Source organism: Pseudomonas sp. LAMO17WK12:I10, from assembly GCF_900215185.1.
GTDB classification, from domain to species: Bacteria; Pseudomonadota; Gammaproteobacteria; order Pseudomonadales; family Pseudomonadaceae; genus Aquipseudomonas; species Aquipseudomonas chlororaphis.
The window spans coordinates 64,675-84,550 of sequence record NZ_OBDX01000018.1 but is presented as its reverse complement, the minus strand read 5'-3'; the positions used below and the strand labels follow the sequence as shown (position 1 = coordinate 84,550).

The 19,876-nt window shown below is 52.2% G+C and carries 15 protein-coding genes; all 15 read right to left on the bottom strand.

Annotation, left to right across the window (positions count from 1 at the left end):
• Nucleotides 1-105: 105 nt before the first annotated feature.
• Nucleotides 106-1,281, bottom strand: coding sequence for a DegT/DnrJ/EryC1/StrS aminotransferase family protein (locus CRO75_RS19605; RefSeq protein WP_009044989.1), 1,176 nt, complete (start codon nt 1,279-1,281; stop codon nt 106-108).
• A gap of 82 nt (nt 1,282-1,363) precedes the next feature.
• Nucleotides 1,364-1,993 carry an acetyltransferase gene (locus CRO75_RS19600; protein ID WP_097137590.1) on the bottom strand — a complete coding sequence of 210 codons (630 nt, stop codon included), beginning with the start codon at nt 1,991-1,993 and terminating at the stop codon, nt 1,364-1,366.
• Nucleotides 1,990-2,586, bottom strand: coding sequence for a sugar transferase (locus CRO75_RS19595; RefSeq protein WP_009044991.1), 597 nt, complete (start codon nt 2,584-2,586; stop codon nt 1,990-1,992). Before CRO75_RS19595 ends, CRO75_RS19600 begins: the two co-directional genes overlap by 4 nt.
• Nucleotides 2,583-3,800: a glycosyltransferase family 4 protein gene (locus tag CRO75_RS19590; RefSeq protein WP_097137588.1), complete on the bottom strand. Its 1,218-nt coding sequence runs from the start codon at nt 3,798-3,800 to the stop codon at nt 2,583-2,585. Before CRO75_RS19590 ends, CRO75_RS19595 begins: the two co-directional genes overlap by 4 nt.
• Nucleotides 3,801-3,802: 2 nt before the next feature.
• Nucleotides 3,803-5,632 (bottom strand): heparinase II/III-family protein, encoded by a 1,830-nt coding sequence (locus CRO75_RS19585; RefSeq protein ID WP_097137586.1) that lies wholly within the window; start codon nt 5,630-5,632, stop codon nt 3,803-3,805.
• Nucleotides 5,629-7,773: a bi-domain-containing oxidoreductase gene (locus CRO75_RS19580; RefSeq protein WP_097137583.1), complete on the bottom strand. Its 2,145-nt coding sequence runs from the start codon at nt 7,771-7,773 to the stop codon at nt 5,629-5,631. Before CRO75_RS19580 ends, CRO75_RS19585 begins: the two co-directional genes overlap by 4 nt.
• Before the next feature lie 146 nt (nt 7,774-7,919).
• Nucleotides 7,920-9,848 (bottom strand): asparagine synthase (glutamine-hydrolyzing), encoded by a 1,929-nt coding sequence (gene asnB, locus CRO75_RS19575; protein ID WP_097137582.1) that lies wholly within the window; start codon nt 9,846-9,848, stop codon nt 7,920-7,922.
• An 8-nt stretch (nt 9,849-9,856) separates the two neighbouring features.
• Nucleotides 9,857-11,155, bottom strand: coding sequence for an oligosaccharide repeat unit polymerase (locus CRO75_RS19570; protein ID WP_097137580.1), 1,299 nt, complete (start codon nt 11,153-11,155; stop codon nt 9,857-9,859).
• A gap of 19 nt (nt 11,156-11,174) precedes the next feature.
• Nucleotides 11,175-12,422, bottom strand: coding sequence for a membrane protein (locus CRO75_RS19565; RefSeq protein WP_009044997.1), 1,248 nt, complete (start codon nt 12,420-12,422; stop codon nt 11,175-11,177).
• A gap of 41 nt (nt 12,423-12,463) precedes the next feature.
• Entirely contained in the window at nt 12,464-13,477 is a 1,014-nt protein-coding gene (locus CRO75_RS33260; protein ID WP_239990613.1) for a glycosyltransferase family 4 protein, read from the bottom strand.
• Between the two features lie 47 nt (nt 13,478-13,524).
• Nucleotides 13,525-14,415, bottom strand: a complete 891-nt coding sequence (locus tag CRO75_RS19555) for a GDP-mannose 4,6-dehydratase (RefSeq protein WP_239691035.1) — start codon at nt 14,413-14,415, stop codon at nt 13,525-13,527.
• A 13-nt stretch (nt 14,416-14,428) separates the two neighbouring features.
• Nucleotides 14,429-15,466: a GDP-mannose 4,6-dehydratase gene (gene gmd, locus CRO75_RS19550; protein WP_081232285.1), complete on the bottom strand. Its 1,038-nt coding sequence runs from the start codon at nt 15,464-15,466 to the stop codon at nt 14,429-14,431.
• Nucleotides 15,467-15,488: 22 nt separating this feature from the next.
• Nucleotides 15,489-16,928: a mannose-1-phosphate guanylyltransferase/mannose-6-phosphate isomerase gene (locus CRO75_RS19545; RefSeq protein WP_097137575.1), complete on the bottom strand. Its 1,440-nt coding sequence runs from the start codon at nt 16,926-16,928 to the stop codon at nt 15,489-15,491.
• Nucleotides 16,925-18,196: a UDP-N-acetyl-D-mannosamine dehydrogenase gene (gene wecC / locus CRO75_RS19540; RefSeq protein ID WP_097137573.1), complete on the bottom strand. Its 1,272-nt coding sequence runs from the start codon at nt 18,194-18,196 to the stop codon at nt 16,925-16,927. Before wecC ends, CRO75_RS19545 begins: the two co-directional genes overlap by 4 nt.
• Nucleotides 18,197-18,205: 9 nt before the next feature.
• A complete protein-coding gene (gene wecB / locus CRO75_RS19535; RefSeq protein WP_097137571.1) occupies nt 18,206-19,336 on the bottom strand; it encodes a UDP-N-acetylglucosamine 2-epimerase (non-hydrolyzing) in 1,131 nt (376 codons plus the stop codon).
• Between the last annotated feature and the right edge of the window lie 540 nt (nt 19,337-19,876).

The window sequence follows — 19,876 nt, the reverse complement described above, 5'->3', positions numbered from 1 at the left end:
AAGTTCCATTTTATGACAACAGGCAAGCCCGCTTTACAGCCCAGCAGCCGAATTCTTTTTGTGCAGGGAGCGGAAACCGCCCCACCGCACAACGTTGGCTGATAGTTACCGTGCGGCCAGTTGCATGACCTCTTTGAGCACCGAGCACGTTTTCTCGATTTCAGATGCCTTCAGCGTAGGGTGTACCAGGAACATGAGGCTGGTTTCACCCAGCTCTCGAGCAATCGGCAAGCGGGTCGCGGGGCGCCAGTCAGTATTGTCGAAGGCTTTTTCCAGATAGACCTCGGAACAGGAGCCGGAGAATACCGGGACTTCCCGCGCTGTAATCTCCGCGAGAATACGGTCCCTGTCCCACCCGTCCTTGAGCTGTTGCGGTTCCACGAATACATAGCACTTGTAGGCCGCATGAACACTGCCTTCGGGTATCGCCGGAGTACGCAAGCCATTCAGTTGGCGAGCGCAATCCCAAATCTGCTGTGCGTTCTGCAGGCGGCTTGCCTGCCAATCGGTCATGCGCTTGAGTTGAATCCGGCCAATCACGGCCTGGACTTCCAGCATCCGCCAGTTAGTGCCAAAACTTTCGTGCACCCAGCGGAAACCTGGTGGATGCTCGCGTTCATAGACAGCCTCCCAGCTCTTGCCGTGGTCCTTGAAGGCCCACATGTCTGCCCACAAACCGCGATCATTGGTGGTGACCATACCGCCCTCACCGCCAGTGGTCATGATCTTGTCCTGACAGAAAGACCAAGCACCGACATGGCCGATCGAACCGACAGGGCGCCCTTTGTACAGGGAACCATGGGCCTGGGCGCAGTCCTCGATAACCTTGAGATCGAACTCCTGCGCCAGCGCCATGATCGGATCCATATCACAAGGCCAGCCAGCCAAATGCACACAGATGACCGCGCGGGTGCGTGGGGTCATTACGGCACGAATGGTCTGCGCAGTGAAGTTCTGCGAGTCGCGATCCACATCAGCGAAAACCGGAGTCGCCCCGGCATTGACAATGCTGGACACCGATGCGAGGAACGTACGGGAGGTGACGATCACTTCGTCGCCGGCGCCGATACCCAGCGCCTTAAGGGCCAGGTCCAGGGCGACCGTGCCGTTAGCCAGCGCAATGGCGTATTGGGTACCCGCCCATGCCGCGAATTCCTTTTCGAACTCGCGTCCTTGCGTGCCGGTCCAGTAATTGACTTTGTTGGACAGGATCACATCACGTACAGCATTGGCCTCTTCGTCGGAAAAGGAAGGCCAGGGAGAAAAAGGTGAGTTCAACACAACCAATACCCGTCAGTTTTCATTCGATAATATGGAGAGCTCCTCATGAGCTCCTGCTGTCTACAAAAAGCTGGGGGATGCTTTAAACACCGGGCCCCATTATCCGGGCAGGCACGCCTGCGACGATAACGCTGTCCGGCACGTCTTTGATCACTGCCGCGCCGGCACCGATCATGACTTGCGCCCCAATGTTCACAAGCTGCCGCACACTGGCACCAATACCTACCCAGCTCAGATCCTGCACCGATACGCCACCGGCAAGCCGGGCACCAGGGCTGATATGTACACAGTCGCCCAGGCGGCAATCATGATCGACGCTGCAACCTGTATTTAGAATGGCCCCCATGCCAACGATCGCATCAGCATTCACCACAGCCGCGGCAAACACAACCGACCCTTCACCGAGGCTGGCATACCGGCTGAAAGTACAGTTAGGGTGCAAAAGGCTTATCAGCCTGGCACCCATCGCCTTGAGCTGAGCGAGCTTGACCTGACGAATACGATTATTGCCGATCGCGACAATCACACCGTCATATAGATCCAGATTGGCCAGAAGCGCCGCGGTATCGCCCACAACATCCCAGGCACCATTGCGCCGCCGCTCGGGCCAGGTATCGTCAAAAAACTCGACAATCTTCCAGCCACAGCACTCAGCCGTATCCGCAACGACCTTGCCATGCCCGCTGGCTCCCAGCACTGCCAGCCGGTTCATCGCTTGGTCCCGGTAAACTTGGCGGCGGTGACTTCGCCTTCCGCGCTAATACCGTCACGGATAACGACCTTCTTGATCGTCAGGAAGATGACCTTCAGATCCAGCCATAACGACTGGTTATCCACATACCAGACATCCAGGTTGAATTTTTCTTCCCACTCCAACGCGTTCCGTCCATTGATCTGGGCCCAGCCCGTCACCCCCGGACGCACCTCATGACGACGATACTGTTCGCTATTATAGAGCGGCAGATACTCCATCAGCAGAGGTCGTGGCCCTACCAGGCTCATATCGCCCTTCAATACATTCCACAGTTCAGGCAACTCATCCAGGCTGCTCGAACGCAGGAAGCTACCGAACGGCGTCATGCGCTCCGAATCCGGCAGTGGATTGCCCATCGCGTCATGAGCATCGCGCATCGTACGGAACTTGACCATCTCGAAGGGCTTGCCGTCCTTGCCCGGCCGGACCTGGCGGAACAACACGGGCGAACCAAGTTTCTTGCGGATCTGCCAGGCGACTATCGCCATGACCGGTGCCAGCAACAACAGGCCCAGTATCGAAGCAAGCAGATCGAACCCACGCTTGATCATCGGGCCACACCCTCCAGCCAATCGACAAATCGATCCGCCAGCTTACGACGATCGAACTCTCTGACCGCCAGCTCACGACCTCTCAGGCCTTTGGCCTTGAGTTCTTCACGGGCATCGGCTGCCTGTATCAGGGCATCGGCGAACAGCGATGGATTTTCCGGCGGCACGACAAAACCGCAATCTTCCTTGGTGATCATTTCGGCCAGCCAGCCTGGATAGTTATTCAGAACAGGCAATGCCGAAGCGATGTAGTCGAAAAACTTGTTGGGGGAGGTGCCGTAATAGAAAGCAGGAACATTAGCGAGCAACTGCAAGCCAAGATCTGCGCTGGCCATCAGACCGGACAACTTCGCTTTGTTCACCGGATCGTGAAAGATCACATTATCCAGCCCTTCCCTGGCCGCTCGCTGCTGCAGCGCCAGCTTCAGCTTGCCCTGCCCGATCAGCACCAGGCAGATATCGTCACGCTGGCGAAGTTTCAGTTCCTTCGCCGCATCCAGTACCGAATCCAGCTTGTTGGCAACTCCGTGGGTACCGGCAAAGACCGCCATCAGTTGATCTTTTTCCACACCGGCAGGCCGCCATGGCTCGGCGGGCGCATTAAAAATGTCGAGGTCACAGCCGTTGGGGATCATGGTGATCCGATCGCGTGCAACACCGCGATGGGCGATACCGTCGACAATACCCGGGGAAAGCCCGATAACTCGGTGAGCGGAACGATAGCTTGCCCATTCAAGCAGCGACATGGCAGACAGAATCAGAGGGTTGCGAATGACACCCATTGCCTTGGGGAGTTCGGGCCAGAGATCGCGGACTTCGAATACAAACGGCTTGTTGCGCAACCAGCGGGCAAAGATACCGGGGATCCCCGCCGTCAATGGTGTTGTCGTGGCAAAAACCAGATCGTAACGCTCGGTCAGCGCCAAGCCGATACTGCGAAATGCAAATTTCAGGAAACTGAGTGTACGGGTGAACAGGCCATCACTGTTGGAGTACGCCAGATCGAACTCGATGATTTCGATTCCGTCGACGGTGCCCTTGCGTTTCCCTCCGACAAAAGGCCCTTCCAACCCTGTCTGCCCACCGCCGTAGCTACCGCATACCATGGAAACCTGATGCCCTCGAGCAATCAGGCGACGGGCCATTTCGTAGGAACGAATACCAGTCGCTCCTTTCGGAGTGGAAAAATGCTGATGAAAATAAAGAATTTTCATGTTTACCAGTGATACTCCGTAATCAAAACACCCGCCGAATCCACTTCTATTTCAAGCACCGGCACTTCAGTCTTCTGCAAGTAGTAACGAGACTCCCAGCCCTGAACCAGCTCCTGCCGGACAATCGACATGCTGCCCGTTACCGATATCCGGTGCGAACCGTTGCTCAATACGCCATCCGACATCTGCCAATCGCCAGGCTGCAAACGCCAGCGCAGAACCGCGCCGGCTTTGAACCCTTTGATCTCATCCCGAACCTGTAACCCGGTATCGCTCAGACGCACCTGGCGTGTATGAGAGGCGCCAGCATTGTCGCTATAGCTGGCACCGCAGGTAGTGGCCTCCGGTGTATCGCTCAGACCATCGACCTTGCGCGTACGCAACCAGTCGCCAAACAGGAAACGACTGAGTCGTGGCATCTGGTCACGCCCGTCGAATTGCACGGTGTTATGGCTGACGGTACCTGGGAAATAGCTCAGCCATTGAGCCGAGGTGTTGTAGCTATAGGTTCCTGCGTCGCGTAGCAGATTGACGCCCGAACGCCAGAGATCCACGTGCAAGGCATCGGCCTGGCTGGGTCGAAAACGAAAGCGCGGATAACGCAGCACGCCAAGGGTGTCTACGCGTCGCAACAGTGCATATCCACCCTGGTCGAACAGCTGGCTAGCCGGGCGCTCGACAACAGCCGACGGCGCGGACAGCTGCAGCCACCGCAAAGGTAAATCCCACGCCCCTGGAGCCGCATAGGCTCTTTTTCCGCAGAACAGCGCCATGGCCAACTGAACCGCCGGCCTGAAATCGCGGTAGTCAGTGTCCGTCAGCGGCAACAGCCGCGCGCCATCATTGGCCCCTATGTTCGGCGCATCCCCGGAACTCTCGTCAACCAGCGAAAATAGCCAATTCGTAGCCGAGCGCATTCTGGATTGAAAGGTTGCGGAGAAGGCTTCGAGTCCGGCCTTGATTCGCCAGACCTCGACCATGGAAAAGGTATCGAGCATGACCCGGTGATAATTGACCGAGTACTGGCTGAAACTACCGTCCAGCTCAATCAATCGAGCGGCACGGTTCTCCAGCCACCTACGTCCCAATCGCTGCCAACGCAGCCCTTCGGGATGATTGCACAGTGCCAGCCAGCTACCACCGACAAACAAGGCCGCAGCTTCAGAGGTGCCGTGATTGTTGTCCTGGGCCATCGCATAACTCAGCGTTGGCTCGATACGCTTGAGGTGCAGTCGGACAAGCTCCATCAACCCAGGCAACGGCGTCGACGACTGCTCAAGAATGATCGCCGTCATCGCCAGGTGCAAAACACGAATGGAAGCCTCCTGACCGCACTTCCAGTTCGGACCGCAATAAGGGGGGTTATTCTTGCACCAGTGCATCAACCATTGATTCAGTCGCTCCATCTGCGAGGCATCGTCTGAGCAGGCTCGCTGAGCGAATGCCAGCGTCCAGTCCAGACGCGACGCTTCCCAGATATTCTTGATGTCGCCAACAGCGGCATCAAAGTCAGGGATGCGCCACCACTCCCTTTCGGGATCCGGAACCCGAACCCCACTGAGCGGGTTCAGGTGCCAGTCAGGCGCATTGTCTGAAACAGGAATGGCCCAACACCCGTAATAGCAGGCCTGGGTATCCCATTGGGTATTGACGGGCAATGAGTTGGCGCGTCTGGCACTAGGCGCAAAAAAAGGCCCCTGAGGCATATCAGCGAAAAGACGTCTGACAGGGTTCAACCCGGTCTTGACCCCAAGCCGATACGTCAATGCGCGAACCAGATTGCCGCCCCCTAGCGCGGCGGCAGTTCTGGCTTTAGTAATAAAAAGACTCATTGCTCACGCAGGATCCGCGAAATCTCGATACTCACTCGCGCCACTTCGAAGATTTCATCGGAGGAGATCGGCGTCGCCTTACCAGACTCCACGGCAGCAAGGAATGCAGCCGCACACTCGCTTTGTCCCTTGTTCTGTTTCCACAGGTTGAGCTTGTTAAAGCCCGGCCAGCCGAAACCTTTCAATTTACGGAAGTTATCCAGTTGCAGGACACGGCCCGCGGCAAAGACTTCCACGCGCTCTTTTGGAAAGCTCGATGCGCCATTGGCCAGGTAATGAATGGTACCGAAAGAACCATCTTCAAAACCCAGAATGATCGCAGCTTTATCTTCGGTGATTTCCAAGGCGTCCGTATCGCCCATTCTACGGGCCTGGATCGAAACGATTTTGCTACCGGCCAGGAAACGCATCAGATCGATGAAGTGGCAGGCCTCGCCGATAATACGTCCGCCGCCAACCGCTGGGTCCTGTGTCCAGTGATTCGCGGGAATAGCGCCGGCATTCATCGTCATGACAAAGGATTTCGGCTCTTTTACCGCTGCGAGCAAAGCTTTCATCTTCTGCACTTGCGGCGAAAAACGTCGATTGAAACCCACCATCAGATGAGGTCTGAGGCCCTTCTCGACAGCACTCTGATAGGCCTGCTCAACCATCGCCAGCTCTTGGGTTTCGATGGCCAATGGTTTTTCGACAAATACGTGTTTGCCGGCCTCGAGCGCCTGAGCGACAAAACGAGCATGGCTATCGTGACGGGTGACAATCGCCACGGTATTGATCAGGTCGTTGCCCAGCATCGCCCCAATATCTGTCGATGCTTCCGCAAATCCGGCCTTGCTGCCGTGGATGACTCCGTTGATCCCACCTGCGGTCACGATCGTATGGAATTGCGCGCCTGCCACCTTGAAAGCAGGAATCAGCATTCTTGAGGCATAGTTTCCAGCACCAATGAAACCCACCACGGGTTTGACTGGGTCGAAACTCGCGACCGCTTCCGGTGCCAACACCACTTTCTTGATGTTGCGCTCAGCCGCACTTGAAGAATATTGCAGGATGATGCCCAGCGCGGAATTATCCGCCGTGAGCGTCTGATAAGCATCTGCCGCGTCTTCAAAGGCAAAACGATGGGAAATCAGCGAATCGACTTCCAGTTGGCCACTGGCAAGCATGTCCAGCACAGCCTCGAAGTTACGTTGCTCAGTCCAGCGAACGAAACCGATCGGGAAGTCATTGCCCTGATCTTCGTATGTAGGATCATAGCGCCCTGGACCGTAGGAGCATGAAACCTGGAATGTCAGTTCTTTTTCATAGAAATCGGCCCGATTCAGCTCCAGGCCGGTGACACCTACAAGCACAATGCGCCCGCGCTTGCGACACATATGCGCGGCTTGGGTGACCGGATCGGTCGACTTGGTGGAGGCGGTAATGATGACTCCGTCAACACCTCTGGAACGGCTGAACATCATACCGGCGGCAACAGCATCCTCGCCCTTGCCCGGATTGCAGGTTTCAGCACCGTAGCTACGCGCCAGGGCCAGTTTCTGGTCATCAAAATCGATGGCAAGCACACGGCAGCCCTGGGCACGCAAGAGCTGGACGGTCATCAGGCCGATCAGACCAACGCCGGTGACGACAAAGGCCTCTCCCAGCGTCGGCTGAGCCAGCCGGATGCCTTGCAGGCCGATGCTGGCCAGGACGGTAAACGACGCTGCTTCGTCACTGACCGAATCCGGAATGACGGCACAGAGGTTTTTCGGAACGATCACCACATCGGCATGAGGACCATTGGAAACGACTCTGTCACCTTGCTTGAAACCGGACACATGATTGCCTACTGCCGCGACAACACCGACGTTGCAATATCCCAGCGGCAAAGGTTGCGCCAGCTTCGAGCGAACGGCTTCTACAGTGGTTGCCAAACCATCAGTCTGGACCTTCTGCAGAACCATACGGACCTTATCGGGTTGCTGACGGGCCTTTTCCAGCCAATTAGCCCGGCCAAAGCCCACAAGCATGCGCTCCGTGCCAGCAGAAATCAGCGTATTGGTCGTGTTGATCTGTAAAGCGCCACTACGAACAGTCGGGGCAGGCGCATTAACCAATGACGTCTCACCGCTAGCCATATTCTGAACAACCTGCTTCATGCATTCGTACCAATAAAGTTAAAAATTTCACTCATCACTGAGAATCTTGTGTCTAGCCGCCTAGATTAACATCGGTTCATACAATCCGTATTTACACAGAACCCCTGATTCCCGCGCAACCTCGGTTGCGCGGGGCCTCGCTGCTGTCAGCGATCAAGGGCGAAGTTGCCATCAAGGTACTGTTTGCACCACAACTCCATACAAACGATGCCAAACAAGGTGTAGGCCGCATCAATGCGCCCTGAACGATCAGCCTCGATCAGGCGCGCGACCGCTTGCGGATCAAAAATTCCTCGCTGAAGCAACGAGGCTGGAGACAGCACTTCATCGACCAGCGGCTTCAATCGCCCCTGCAACCAGTTGCGCAACGGCACACCGAAGCCGGTTTTAGGCCGGTAAATGATGTCGTGCGGCAGATAAGGTTCCATCGCTTTTTTGAAGATCCATTTTCCTTCACGGCCTTTCTGCTTGATGTCGGAAGGCAACGAACCCGCCAAGCGCACCAGATCCAGGTCGAGCAATGGCACACGCACTTCAACGCCCGCGGCCATCCCCATCTTGTCGGTGTAATTGAGGTTGTGATCCGTGAGGAAGTGCTTGCACTCCAGGGTGAGCATCTTGTCCAGCGGAGTCACGTCGGAAGGCAAACGCGAAAGTGTCTCACGCATCGGCGCAAACAGATCGTCCGCCGCCAACTGGCGACGCAGATCCGGTGCCAACAGGCCGTAAGCCTGCTCGGGCTCCAACCAAAGGAAATAACTGATCAGGCGATCGTCGGTTGGAAGATCCGCATAACGAAAAGCCTTCCCGAGCCGCCGGGACAGTGGCGACGACGCAGGGAGCAGATTGGAGGCATTGGCAAGCACCGACCGAAGCGGTTTAGGCAACCCGCCCCACCACCGCTCCTGGGCCAAGGCGAAATGCCGACGATAACCGGTGAAGATATCGTCTCCGCCCGCACCGGACAGCAGCACCTTGATACCGTTCTGGCTCGCCAATTCAGAGATAAACAAGGCATTCAGGGCAGCCGGGTCCGGAGTTGGTTCATCCAGCAGATAAACCATCTCAGGCAGTCGGTCCATCATTTCATCGCCAACGCCGACCACATGCAGATCCACATCCAGGTGCTTGGCAACTTTCTGCGCATAAGGAAGATCGTCAGCAAACCCTTCATTTGACGTGGCGCCATTATCGATACGGATACTGAAACACTGCAGTCGTCCCTTGTTCTGCATCTCCTGTGCAGCAAAGGCGACTATCGCACTGGAGTCCAACCCTCCGGACAGAAAAGAACCCAGCGGGACGTCCGAAACCAGCTGTCGCTTGACTGCGGTCCTAACCGCGTCAGCCACCTCGATAGCAACATCATCGACTTTCTTCGCCAGTTTCTTTTCCGCAATAGGCAACTCGTAGTAAAACCAGCTCTTTTCAATACGTCCATTACGAACGCACAGTGCCTGCCCTGGAAGAACCTTCTTGATATCCCGGACGATTGTTTTCTCTCCCGGCGACCATAAGAAGCCGAGATGAGCCAGCACAGCCCGCGGATCGATTTCGGTGGTACCAAAACCACTGCGAATGAGCCCTTTCATTTCACTAGAAAAAGCAAAGCAGTCATCACCGGAATGGATATAAAGAGGTTTTACACCAAGTTGATCGCGCGCCACCCAGAGCGTATTCGTGTCCCGTTCCCAGAACACAACGGCAAAAATACCGTTCAGCCGATTCAAGCACTCAATGCCATAACGACAAAACAATGCAAGCAACACCTCGGAGTCGGACTGGCTGGAGAAAACATCTCCCGCCGCCTCTAGATGGGCTCTCAGTTCGCGGAAGTTATAGATTTCACCGTTGAAGACCATGACCACACGGCCGTCTGCCGAAACCATGGGTTGGTGTCCGGCAGACGTCGTATCGAGGATAGACAGGCGGACCTGTCCCAACCATACGCCCACATCAGTGTCAGCCCAGATCCCCTTGTCATCCGGACCACGACGTCGAATGAAAGAAAGTGCCGAAGAGAAATCAATGGACTCTCGCGTCCCGTTATGTATGTAGCCCAGAATTCCGCACATAAGAGTCTCTAGATCGAATTATTAACAGGTTCTTGGCGCTTTGAGCTTAATAATAAAAAGGGGATCAGAATAGAGGCAACGAGAAGAGCCACCGAAGCCAATTCCCCTCTGAACAAATGAAGCATGGAAGCAACGGTCAGCGCATATACACCCAATGCTCGGTCGCTTTGGGGGTTATAGATAACAGCCCCATAAAGCCGTCCCCACAGGAGCCCGAGGAACAAACCGCCGAGTGAAACACCGAGAATACCAAAGTTCATATAAAGCTCGCCGAATATACCAGGCGGCAAGGTTGTACCTTCCATCAACCACTTATCCGGCCAAAAAGCTCCTGTAAACACGCCGGCAGCGGTCAGCGGTTTATCGGGGAAAAGCCCAGATGGAATCAAAATCAAAACAATCATTAACAATGTCGTTCCATTTTGCCATTCAAGACCGTGCGGCATAGCATCGACCAGTACAGTCATGGTCTGAAGCTGCATCAGGTTTCCTGTAAACTGCGTCGCCAGAAAGTTAACAAAGGATAAAAACACTCCCTGTTCTTCATTGATGAAAAAGAATTTCCCCGTCGCCAGAAACTCCTGCTTAAGCAGGTGATAGATCATCAAGGAAACAAACATCACAAAACCCAGCACCGCCCCTTTTACTAGGCTGACGCGCTGGACCCGGTAATGCCTGACAATTATCAGCGACAACACAATAATAAAAATGGTCGATTTCTGCCCTTGCAGTGCGCAAATAAATAGCCCCGCAAAAAAATACAACCAAAAGCAGAATCGTTCAAAAAGCTTCCTTTTTTTTCCACGTGTGAGACGGATAAACCATGCCAACGACACCGAAAGGAACAGGTTCTGCAAAAGGAACAAACCATTCAAACCAGCAAATGCCCTGATTCGATCACTGGCCCCCTGAAGCAATCCCGAAACGCCGCCCAGCACGACCAAAATCATGGTAAACGCCAGCAGCGCTATCACAGTCAATACAAACGAACGCTGGGCGAAAATTCTGGCACTGGCGATATAACGGACCTTGGCCGGTGCAGCAAACTGGGTCTTGCGCCCCAGGTAACATCCCACCAAGACAAATAAAAGTGCTGCGGTATACAACAGAAGTGCGGCATCAATGGATCCGTTCTTATCAGCGAAGTCAAACTTCCAAAACTGACTAAACCCATCAAACCCCATGATAAACGGGTATAAGGGAACGATCACGCCAGCAAACCAGATCACCAGAAAGAAAAAACCCACACTAAAGCAGTCAAAACTTCTTTTTTTAGCTGATGACATAAACCAGCTTTTCTTCAACATGATCTCTTCTCTCCCGGCATTATAAATCAGCTAGGCGGATTCTCACCGCAGAGAACAACAGCACTACTGACAGCAGTGCACCAGCCGTATAAGCCGCAACCCCAGCCCATCCCTCCAGAACCGGAATACCTACATAGAGAAGAATAAGAACAAGCAGCCCCTCCAAAATATTGACCTTAAGACTCAACCCAAAGACCCGCAGCGCCACCAACATTGTTCCACAAGCAAGCGCAATTGCTTTTAACGGCAAAGTCAATGCCAATACAATTACGTACAAAGCTGTAGTTTTGTAAACACCGCCGACAAACAACCACCAGATTGACGATACAAAGATCAATAGCAAGGCAACAGCTGACGACACCTTCAGCATACTTTTTGAAACAGCAGAATATTTTTTTTGCAGTTCATCTGGATGCTGAAGTGCTTCAACCAGATCAGGCAAAGCTCTCTGGGCAATGATAGCCAAAGGTAAAAGCCCAAGAACAAGGCTCAGTATCGCTATACCAAAAAAACCGATTTCTTCGGTTCGGATATGAAATGCGGTCAACATCAGGACAGGTAAACTATCAACTAACAAACGAACAAAAAGGCTAGCATTGATAGTTACACCAGATTTGGCAGTAAGCATCAATTCCCTTTTGTCCACTGCCATGAAGTTCAGCGCCGGTAAAATATAGCTTCTAAGCTTCCACCATACAGCCATCAGACAGAAAAACTCTGCTAGATAGCGCGCTGCCATCCAACCTTTTACGCCATATAACTTTGTCAGTACGACATGCAGTACAACGCCCACTGCTGTCACCAGCATTAATAGAATATAAATCTCACCAATTGCTTTCGCCCCTTGGGCAAAGCCTGTGCTGACACGTAGCAAATTGGTGAGTACAACTAAACCGCACGTTGTAAAAACATAAGAGCTTATCGCTGAAGTCAGAACAAACTCATGGGCCACGAATATTCCAAAAATGACGACACTGGATGCTAGCGCGACAAGTAAAAAAACCTGTCGCAGTACCGCACTCTGATTAGAAGTATCGCGATGAGCCGCCGTATCCCGAATGGCGATACTTTGCATACCCAAACTACCTGCTAATACAACCAACGCAATGACGGTCTCCAAGGAACGCACAACCCCTACAATCGAGGGATCCACCCAGGGAGTAATCAAAAATTGACTGATGATAACGCCACCCTGGATGCAAGCGGTGATAACAAAAAGCTGCAATAGCCTCGAACTCTCGAAAAGGCTGATCAGACGAGCTAGCACGCAGTACCACCATTAAAATTATTTATCATACTCAATGAAAGCTACCCCTTCTTTTCTGGCGACAATGAATCCAGAACACTTTTCAGCGCAGCCCGGCGAGATGCGATCGAGTAGTTAGAGGAAATCCATTGATGCCTGGCCTGCGCTTCTCCCTCCGCAATAGGTGTAGCCACTACCATTTCCATCGCTGCGGCAATTTCTTTCTGGCTGTCCGGCTGGACCCAGTAAGCAAATTCCCCAGCGACCTCAGGTACCGCACCTCTTGGCGAGGTGATTACTCGCGCCCCACAGGCCAAAGCCTCGCCTATTGCATGGCCAAACCCCTCGTAAAGGGTAGGCTGAACATAAGCAAGACATTTACGGTAATGTTCAAGCTTCTCTTCGTCGGAAATCATCCCAACAAACTCGACCTTGTCTGCAACACCCAATCTATGCGCAAGTCTTTTCAGCTCATCCAGATAGTCACCATGTTTACCAGCTACTACCAACCGAAGCTTGTTCGCTTTTTTCGCAACTTCTGCAAATGCCTCAATAGTCGGAATGAGACCTTTACGAATAGCATTAGTCCGGCTTGTCCAAGTAACGGTAAAAAAGTAATCCGACTCAGCAGACGGAAATTCGCCCGGCGAGTAGAACTCTGTATCGATTGCCAATGTGGCATAGACTGGATTTTTTACCGGAAGGTTGGAAGTAACTTCTTCACACTCGGATTTCGAGATAAACAGGTTTCTATCGGCCAATAACAAAGAGCTACGGAGCACAAGCTTCTGCCACCATGGCCGATCCAGATAACAGAGCCCTGGAATTTCTTTTCGACAGGTGGAGTAGTCAAAAGCTCCAGTTACCACAACCGGTCGGCGGCGAAGTTTTCCCGCGAGCAAAGGAAAAGGTGAATGCCCCCACCACCAGCAAAAATAAAGATCGGCCTTCCAATCCAGAGTCCCTGGCGTCCCGGAAAGCACAACCTCATGCCCGAGCTCTTTAAGAATCCGAATATCGACTCTATAAAACTCAACTTTATCAAACAGCTCACGCCAATTGGCGTGAGCTGACATATTCGCAAAAAAACATATACGCACAGTTCACCAACCCGCTATAGCCATTAACCTTGGACGCTTATCTTTTGCTGATACATGGAGAGAAGTGTCTCATGCAAACTAGGCACCTCTAACACCCCCACGATATCGAAAAGTTTGGCCGAACTTCCATAAAGTTCTTTTACTTCATCGCTCCGGACGAAAGCCGGGTCCACTACTATATTAGGCCGATACCCAGCAATCTGTACCATTTCGTCAATCACGCTGAGCAAGGAAATACTGCGTCCCGAACAAATGTTGACAAACTCACTATACTTTTCGCATGTCAAAAGGCGTGCATAGGCCTCAACCACGTATCTCACATCGGAAAGATCGCGAGAAACGTCCAGATTTCCCAGCCTGATTTCCTTTTCACCTCTGGCAAAAGCACCGACGATCTTGGAAAACACAAAGGACTCCGATTGACCTGGCCCCGTGTAGTTAAAAGGCCGCGTCACCAATATAGGCAAGCGAACAAACCACTTACGGAGCAGCGCCTCCATGGCGAACTTGCTCAGAGCATAATGGTTCATCGGCTGTGGCTGGGCAGACTCCACGATAGGTGACGAAAGAGCGTTGCCGTAGATATTGGCGCTACTGGCAATTACCACCTTTTCGATGTCTATTTTCGACTCGATGATAGCGGTAAGCAGGCTTTCCGTACCCAGTACATTGACTCGGTAGTAGGACAGCGCATCACTGGCAGTCACATGTGCCAAGGCAGCCAAGTGGATGACATGAGTCGGTTGAACCTGCTTGATCCAATCGCACAACCGATCAGTCTCATTAAGGTCAGCTTCCAAGTGATCAAACTCACAAGGTAGTCGCTGCCCTCCCAGGCCGGCAACCTGCCAGCCAGCCTGGGTCAAAGTCTCGGCCAGGTGCCTCCCGGTAAAACCGGAGAGGCCCGTGATCAAGACCCTGCGGTCATTAGTGTGAGACGCCATTACGAGCCCTTCTCAAGTCCGCTTCTACCATCAATTGGCAAAGTTGCTCCAGCGTCGTTTCAGGCTTCCAGCCCAGGCGCTCCTTGGCGAAAGAGGGATCACCGATCAACAATTCCACTTCTGCAGGTCGGTAGAAACGCGGGTTAACTTTGACTCGAGTCACACCTGTCCTACGGTCGACACCAAACTCGCTCTCCCCACTTTCACGCCAGTCAATATCAACACCGACAGCCTTGAAACTCATGGAGACAAAGTCACGAACGGTTTCAGTGCGATTTGTAGCCAGTACAAAAGTTTCCGGAGTATCAATCTGCAACATGCGGTGCATGCCATCTACGTACTCTTTGGCAAAACCCCAATCACGCTTGGCATCCATATTGCCGAGTTCCAGAACTTGCTGAGTACCTATTTCAATATTAGCTACCGCGTCGGTAATTTTTCGAGTAACGAATTCTTTACCTCTCAGTGGGGATTCATGATTAAACAAAATACCGCTGGTAGCGAAGATACCATAAGACTCACGATAGTTTATCGTAGTCCAATGAGCGAACAACTTCGCCACTCCATAAGGGCTCCGAGGATAAAACGGGGTACTTTCGGATTGGGGAACAGCTTGAACCAATCCAAACATCTCAGAAGTCGATGCCTGATAATAACGTATCTTGGGGTTCACGATCCGAATTGCTTCAAGCAAATTAAGCGCACCAACACCAGTAATCTGAGCCGTAGTGATAGGCTGATCAAAAGAAACACCAACAAAACTTTGGGCTGCGAGGTTATACACCTCATCCGGCTTGCAGTTTTCAATCAAACGAATAGTCCCAGCCAGATCGGTCAAGTCAAACTCGACAAGATGCAGGCGATCATGGTTCAGGACACCTAACTCTTCCATTCGCCAGAAGTTTACAGAACTTGTACGCCGATATGCTCCGTATACCTCATAACCTTTTGATAATAGCAACTCAACAAGGTAAGCCCCATCCTGACCAGTAACCCCGGTGACCAGCGCATTCTTCCGCATTTGTACAGCCCCTATTTAAATCTTATACACGACCGTAAGTATCATCAAATCGAACAATATCATCCTCACCCAAGTAACTTCCGGACTGAACCTCGATGATTTCAAGAGGTATCGTGCCCGGATTGGAAAGACGATGAACATGCCCAACAGGAATATAAGTACTCTGGTTTTCGTTCAACTGAAAAACCCGATCCTCACAGGTAACTTCTGCTGTACCAGAAACCACAATCCAGTGCTCTGCGCGATGATAATGTTTCTGCAAGCTCAGCGTTGCCTTTGGCTTGACCAATATCCGCTTCACTTGAAAGCGCGAGCCGGAATCAATGCTGTCGTACCAACCCCAAGGCCGGTGAACGCGACGATGCAGTTTGGTCTCACTCCGCGAGCAGACATTCAATGCTTCGACAATCGCCTTCACGCCCTGACTGCGCTCCTTGTGGGCAACCAAAACAGCATCAGGCGTCTCGACGATCACGATATTGTCGAGACCAACAGCGGTCACCAGACGGTGAGAAGCGTAAACCAGCGTATTGGCGCTGGATTCGACAATCACGTCACCATGAGTTGCATTGTGGCGATCATCCTTCTCGCTTGAGCGCCAAACAGCATCCCATGCCCCAAGATCAGACCAGCCTGCATCCATCGCCAGCATCTTGAGTTGCAACTCAGGGTGTTTCGCACAATGCTCAATCACCGCGTAATCTATCGATTCCGACGGGACAAGAGAGAAGGCATCGGCCTGAGGCCGAATAAATCCATTATCCTGAGTTCTCTCGGCCCAGGCTTTCTCAGTAGCCAGGAAAATATCTTCCCTGAAAATTTCAAGCGCCTTCAACCATACGGATGCTCGCAGAACGAAAATACCACTGTTCCAGAAGTAACTACCTTCATCCAGATACTTCTGGGCAGTTTGCAGCCCTGGTTTTTCAACAAAGGCGTCGACTCGTTTAACTTCAGCGGCATCTGTCGAATGAATATAGCCATAGCCTGTTTCAGGGCGATCAGGCTTTATACCCAATATGACAATATCGCCGTCCGCTGCAACTTCAACAGCCTTGCTGATTGACTGAGTGAACATCTGCACATCGAGAATCATTTGATCAGCAGGCGCCACAACCAGAATTGGATCGACCTGTGACAGCTCATCCCGCGCATAGAGAGCAGCCAGTGTGAGTGCGGGTGCCGTATTACGCCCTATAGGCTCGAGAATGATGGAGCTCTTGCTCAGTTTCATCTCCCGAATCTGGTCCAGACACAGGAAACGGTGCTCATCATTGGCGACGATACAAGGTGGCAGCAAATCCGAACCTGGCGCAGCTATCCCTATCAACCTACCGATGGCTTGCTGAAACAAGGTTTCACGACCTGATATAGCTAGAAACTGCTTAGGGTAGAGCGTTCTGCTAAGGGGCCACAGGCGCGTCCCGGCGCCTCCGGACATGATTACCGGAAGAATCTTCATACAAACCAGATCCCGCGAGTATCAACTACCTGACGCCCCTCCAGCGCCGACGCTGGGACAGCCTTGAACTGTTTGTGATCTACCAGAAGCAAAAGAACATCCGCCCGACTGAAGGCCTCTTCTATCGCACACAGTTCCACACCAGGCAATGTCAGGGCTGCCGGCAAAGACTCGATATTGGGTTCGACTGCCAGGACTTTGCCAGAGTGAGAGCCCGCAATGTGCTTGGTAATTTCCAACGATGGACTCTCTCGCAAGTCATCGATATCAGGCTTGAATGCCAGACCAAAACAGGCAATAACAACATCTTTCTCGGACTTTTCAGGATTGTGCGAAAGATGCTCAGCCACCGCGGCATCAACTTTTTCAACAACCCAAGATGGTTTGGAATCATTGACCTCACGAGCAGTTTTGATCAGTTTCGCCTGCCCTTCGGCCTGACTGACGATGAACCAGGGGTCGACGGCAATACAATGCCCCCCCACGCCGGGACCTGGCTGCAGGATATTGACTCGAGGATGTCGGTTAGCCAGCTTGATGAGTTCCCACACATCTACACCGAACTTATCGCAGATCATAGAAAGCTCATTGGCAAACGCGATATTGACATCACGAAAGCTATTCTCGGTCAACTTGCACATTTCCGCTGTGCGCGCGTTGGTAAGAATGCACTCACCTTCTACAAACAGCTTGTAAAGACGGGTAGCGGCCTCAGAACACTTAGGTGTCATGCCACCAATAACCCGGTCATTTTGCACCAACTCACGCAGCACATGGCCAGGCAATACGCGTTCCGGGCAATGAGCAACTCGAATATCCGATGCCTCGCCATGAGTCTGAGGGAAGGTCAGGTCCGGACGCACCTCGGCCAACCACTGCGCCATCTGCTCGGTTGCCCCTACAGGCGAAGTGGATTCGAGAATAACCAGGTCACCCTTTTTCAGAACAGGCGCAATCGACTTGCTTGCAGACTCGATATAAGAAAGATCTGGAGCATGATCACCCTTGAAGGGAGTAGGTACCGCAATCAAAAAAGCATCTGCTGGTTCTGCACGAGTGCTGGCACGCAAATACCCTTCGGTTACGGCAGCATGAACTATGATATCAAGATCAGGCTCTACGATATGGATCTGCCCACAGTTGATGGTATCTACGGCTTTTTGGTTAACATCAACACCAATAACTTTTATCTTTCGCGAAGCAAACACTGCAGCAGTGGGTAAGCCGATATACCCTAGGCCAATCACGGAAATAGTGGAAAAGCTCATAACGAAACCTTACTTTTTAAAAGTGGCAAGAGTATTAATAATCCGGGCACAGGCATTACCATCACCATAAGGATTATGAGCAAAGCTCATTTCCTGATAAGCATCGCTATCAAGCAAAAGCTCGCGCAGATTGCTGGTAATCTTTTCCTTCTCAGTTCCGACCAACCTGACGGTACCGGCTTCGATGGCCTCCGGGCGCTCAGTAGTATCACGCATAACTAGCACTGGCTTACCCAGGGACGGAGCCTCCTCCTGCACACCGCCGGAGTCCGTCAGAATCAAGTAGGAACGGTTCATCAAATAGACGAAAGGAAGATAATCCAATGGTTCGATGAGATGAATATTATCGATACCAGACAGCAAACGATTAACAGGTTCGCGCACATTAGGATTCAAGTGCACAGGATAAACAATTTCAACATCATCAAATTCACGAGCAATAGAAGCCAGTGACATACAGATTCTTTCAAACCCATCACCAAAGCTTTCGCGGCGATGCCCCGTCACAAGAATCAAGCGGCGTTCTGTTGAAAGAAACTTGAACTGCTCCGAAAACTGCTGATTCAGCCTAGTGTTAGATCCGAGCTTTTCAACAACATTGAGCAAGGCATCAATAACAGTATTGCCAGTTACATAAACCGACTCCGGAGGCACCCCTTCCTGCAACAGATTCTGTTCGGATTTTTGGGTAGGCGCGAAGTGAAGGCGCGCCAAAGCCCCTGTCAACTTCCGATTAGCCTCTTCCGGCCACGGCGAATAAAGATTGCCTGTACGCAGCCCTGCCTCGATATGCGCTACAGGGATCTGATGATAATAAGCTGCGAGGGTTGTTGCGAAAGTAGTTGCTGTATCACCATGCACCAGAATGATATCCGGCTTATAAGTGGCAAATACACCCTTCATTCCCTGTAGAATACATGTGGTTACATCGGTAAGGTCTTGGCCTGGCTTCATGATATTTAGATCGAAGTCCGGCTCAAGCTCGAATAACTCCAGCACTTGATCGAGCATTTCGCGATGCTGACCCGTGACACAGATTTTTGCGTCAAAACGCTCATCCGCACGCAATGCCAAAGCCAGTGGTGCCATTTTTATGGCTTCCGGCCGCGTCCCGAAAACACTCAAGATCTTTAAAGTCATTAGATTACCAATGATTCCATATCATTATTTATTCAGCAGTTCAGCCTGAAGCTTTATTACCGCCACACCATTGCCTGACCTATCGAACCACATAAGATCGGACGATTCCGCACCAATCGCAGACATATCACAGGACATAATACATTATTCAGATACGCCCAGTGAACGATGCCTCACAAGCAGAGCTTTTCGCAGATACCAACAGAAAGCGCCCAGCAGCCACTATTTAGCCACTACAGATTACCTAATAGAGCCACAAATGCATTCAACACGAAATTTGAAGCGAGTAACCTTCAGCCCCGCCATCCTCCAGCATCATAATGACCATTATGCCTGAACTGACTGAGCAATTCTGGGCGCCAAGCCAAGTTTTTTATGGTGCTAGAAGCGCCAAAGTGAGGCCTCGAACCGGGAAAATCACTACCGACCTGCCCGTAAAAGAAGAAAAACACCTGAGCCGATAGCCACTGGAAGCCTTTTCGCAAGGCAGCATCGATGCATGAGCTGAGCTCACGCCAAAGAAATGTCAAGCCCGTCAAG

Bases quoted from the DNA above. Each gene is read 5' to 3' on its own strand.
- CRO75_RS19600 (WP_097137590.1), bottom strand. From the start codon at position 1,993: ATGAACCGGCTGGCAGTGCTGGGAGCCAGCGGGCATGGCAAGGTCGTT.
- CRO75_RS19595 (WP_009044991.1), bottom strand. From the start codon at position 2,586: ATGATCAAGCGTGGGTTCGATCTGCTTGCTTCGATACTGGGCCTGTTG.
- CRO75_RS19590 (WP_097137588.1), bottom strand. From the start codon at position 3,800: ATGAAAATTCTTTATTTTCATCAGCATTTTTCCACTCCGAAAGGAGCG.
- CRO75_RS19585 (WP_097137586.1), bottom strand. From the start codon at position 5,632: ATGAGTCTTTTTATTACTAAAGCCAGAACTGCCGCCGCGCTAGGGGGC.
- CRO75_RS19580 (WP_097137583.1), bottom strand. From the start codon at position 7,773: ATGAAGCAGGTTGTTCAGAATATGGCTAGCGGTGAGACGTCATTGGTT.
- asnB (WP_097137582.1), bottom strand. From the start codon at position 9,848: ATGTGCGGAATTCTGGGCTACATACATAACGGGACGCGAGAGTCCATT.
- CRO75_RS19570 (WP_097137580.1), bottom strand. From the start codon at position 11,155: ATGTTGAAGAAAAGCTGGTTTATGTCATCAGCTAAAAAAAGAAGTTTT.
- CRO75_RS33260 (WP_239990613.1), bottom strand. From the start codon at position 13,477: ATGTCAGCTCACGCCAATTGGCGTGAGCTGTTTGATAAAGTTGAGTTT.
- gmd (WP_081232285.1), bottom strand. From the start codon at position 15,466: ATGCGGAAGAATGCGCTGGTCACCGGGGTTACTGGTCAGGATGGGGCT.
- CRO75_RS19545 (WP_097137575.1), bottom strand. From the start codon at position 16,928: ATGAAGATTCTTCCGGTAATCATGTCCGGAGGCGCCGGGACGCGCCTG.
- wecC (WP_097137573.1), bottom strand. From the start codon at position 18,196: ATGAGCTTTTCCACTATTTCCGTGATTGGCCTAGGGTATATCGGCTTA.
- wecB (WP_097137571.1), bottom strand. From the start codon at position 19,336: ATGACTTTAAAGATCTTGAGTGTTTTCGGGACGCGGCCGGAAGCCATA.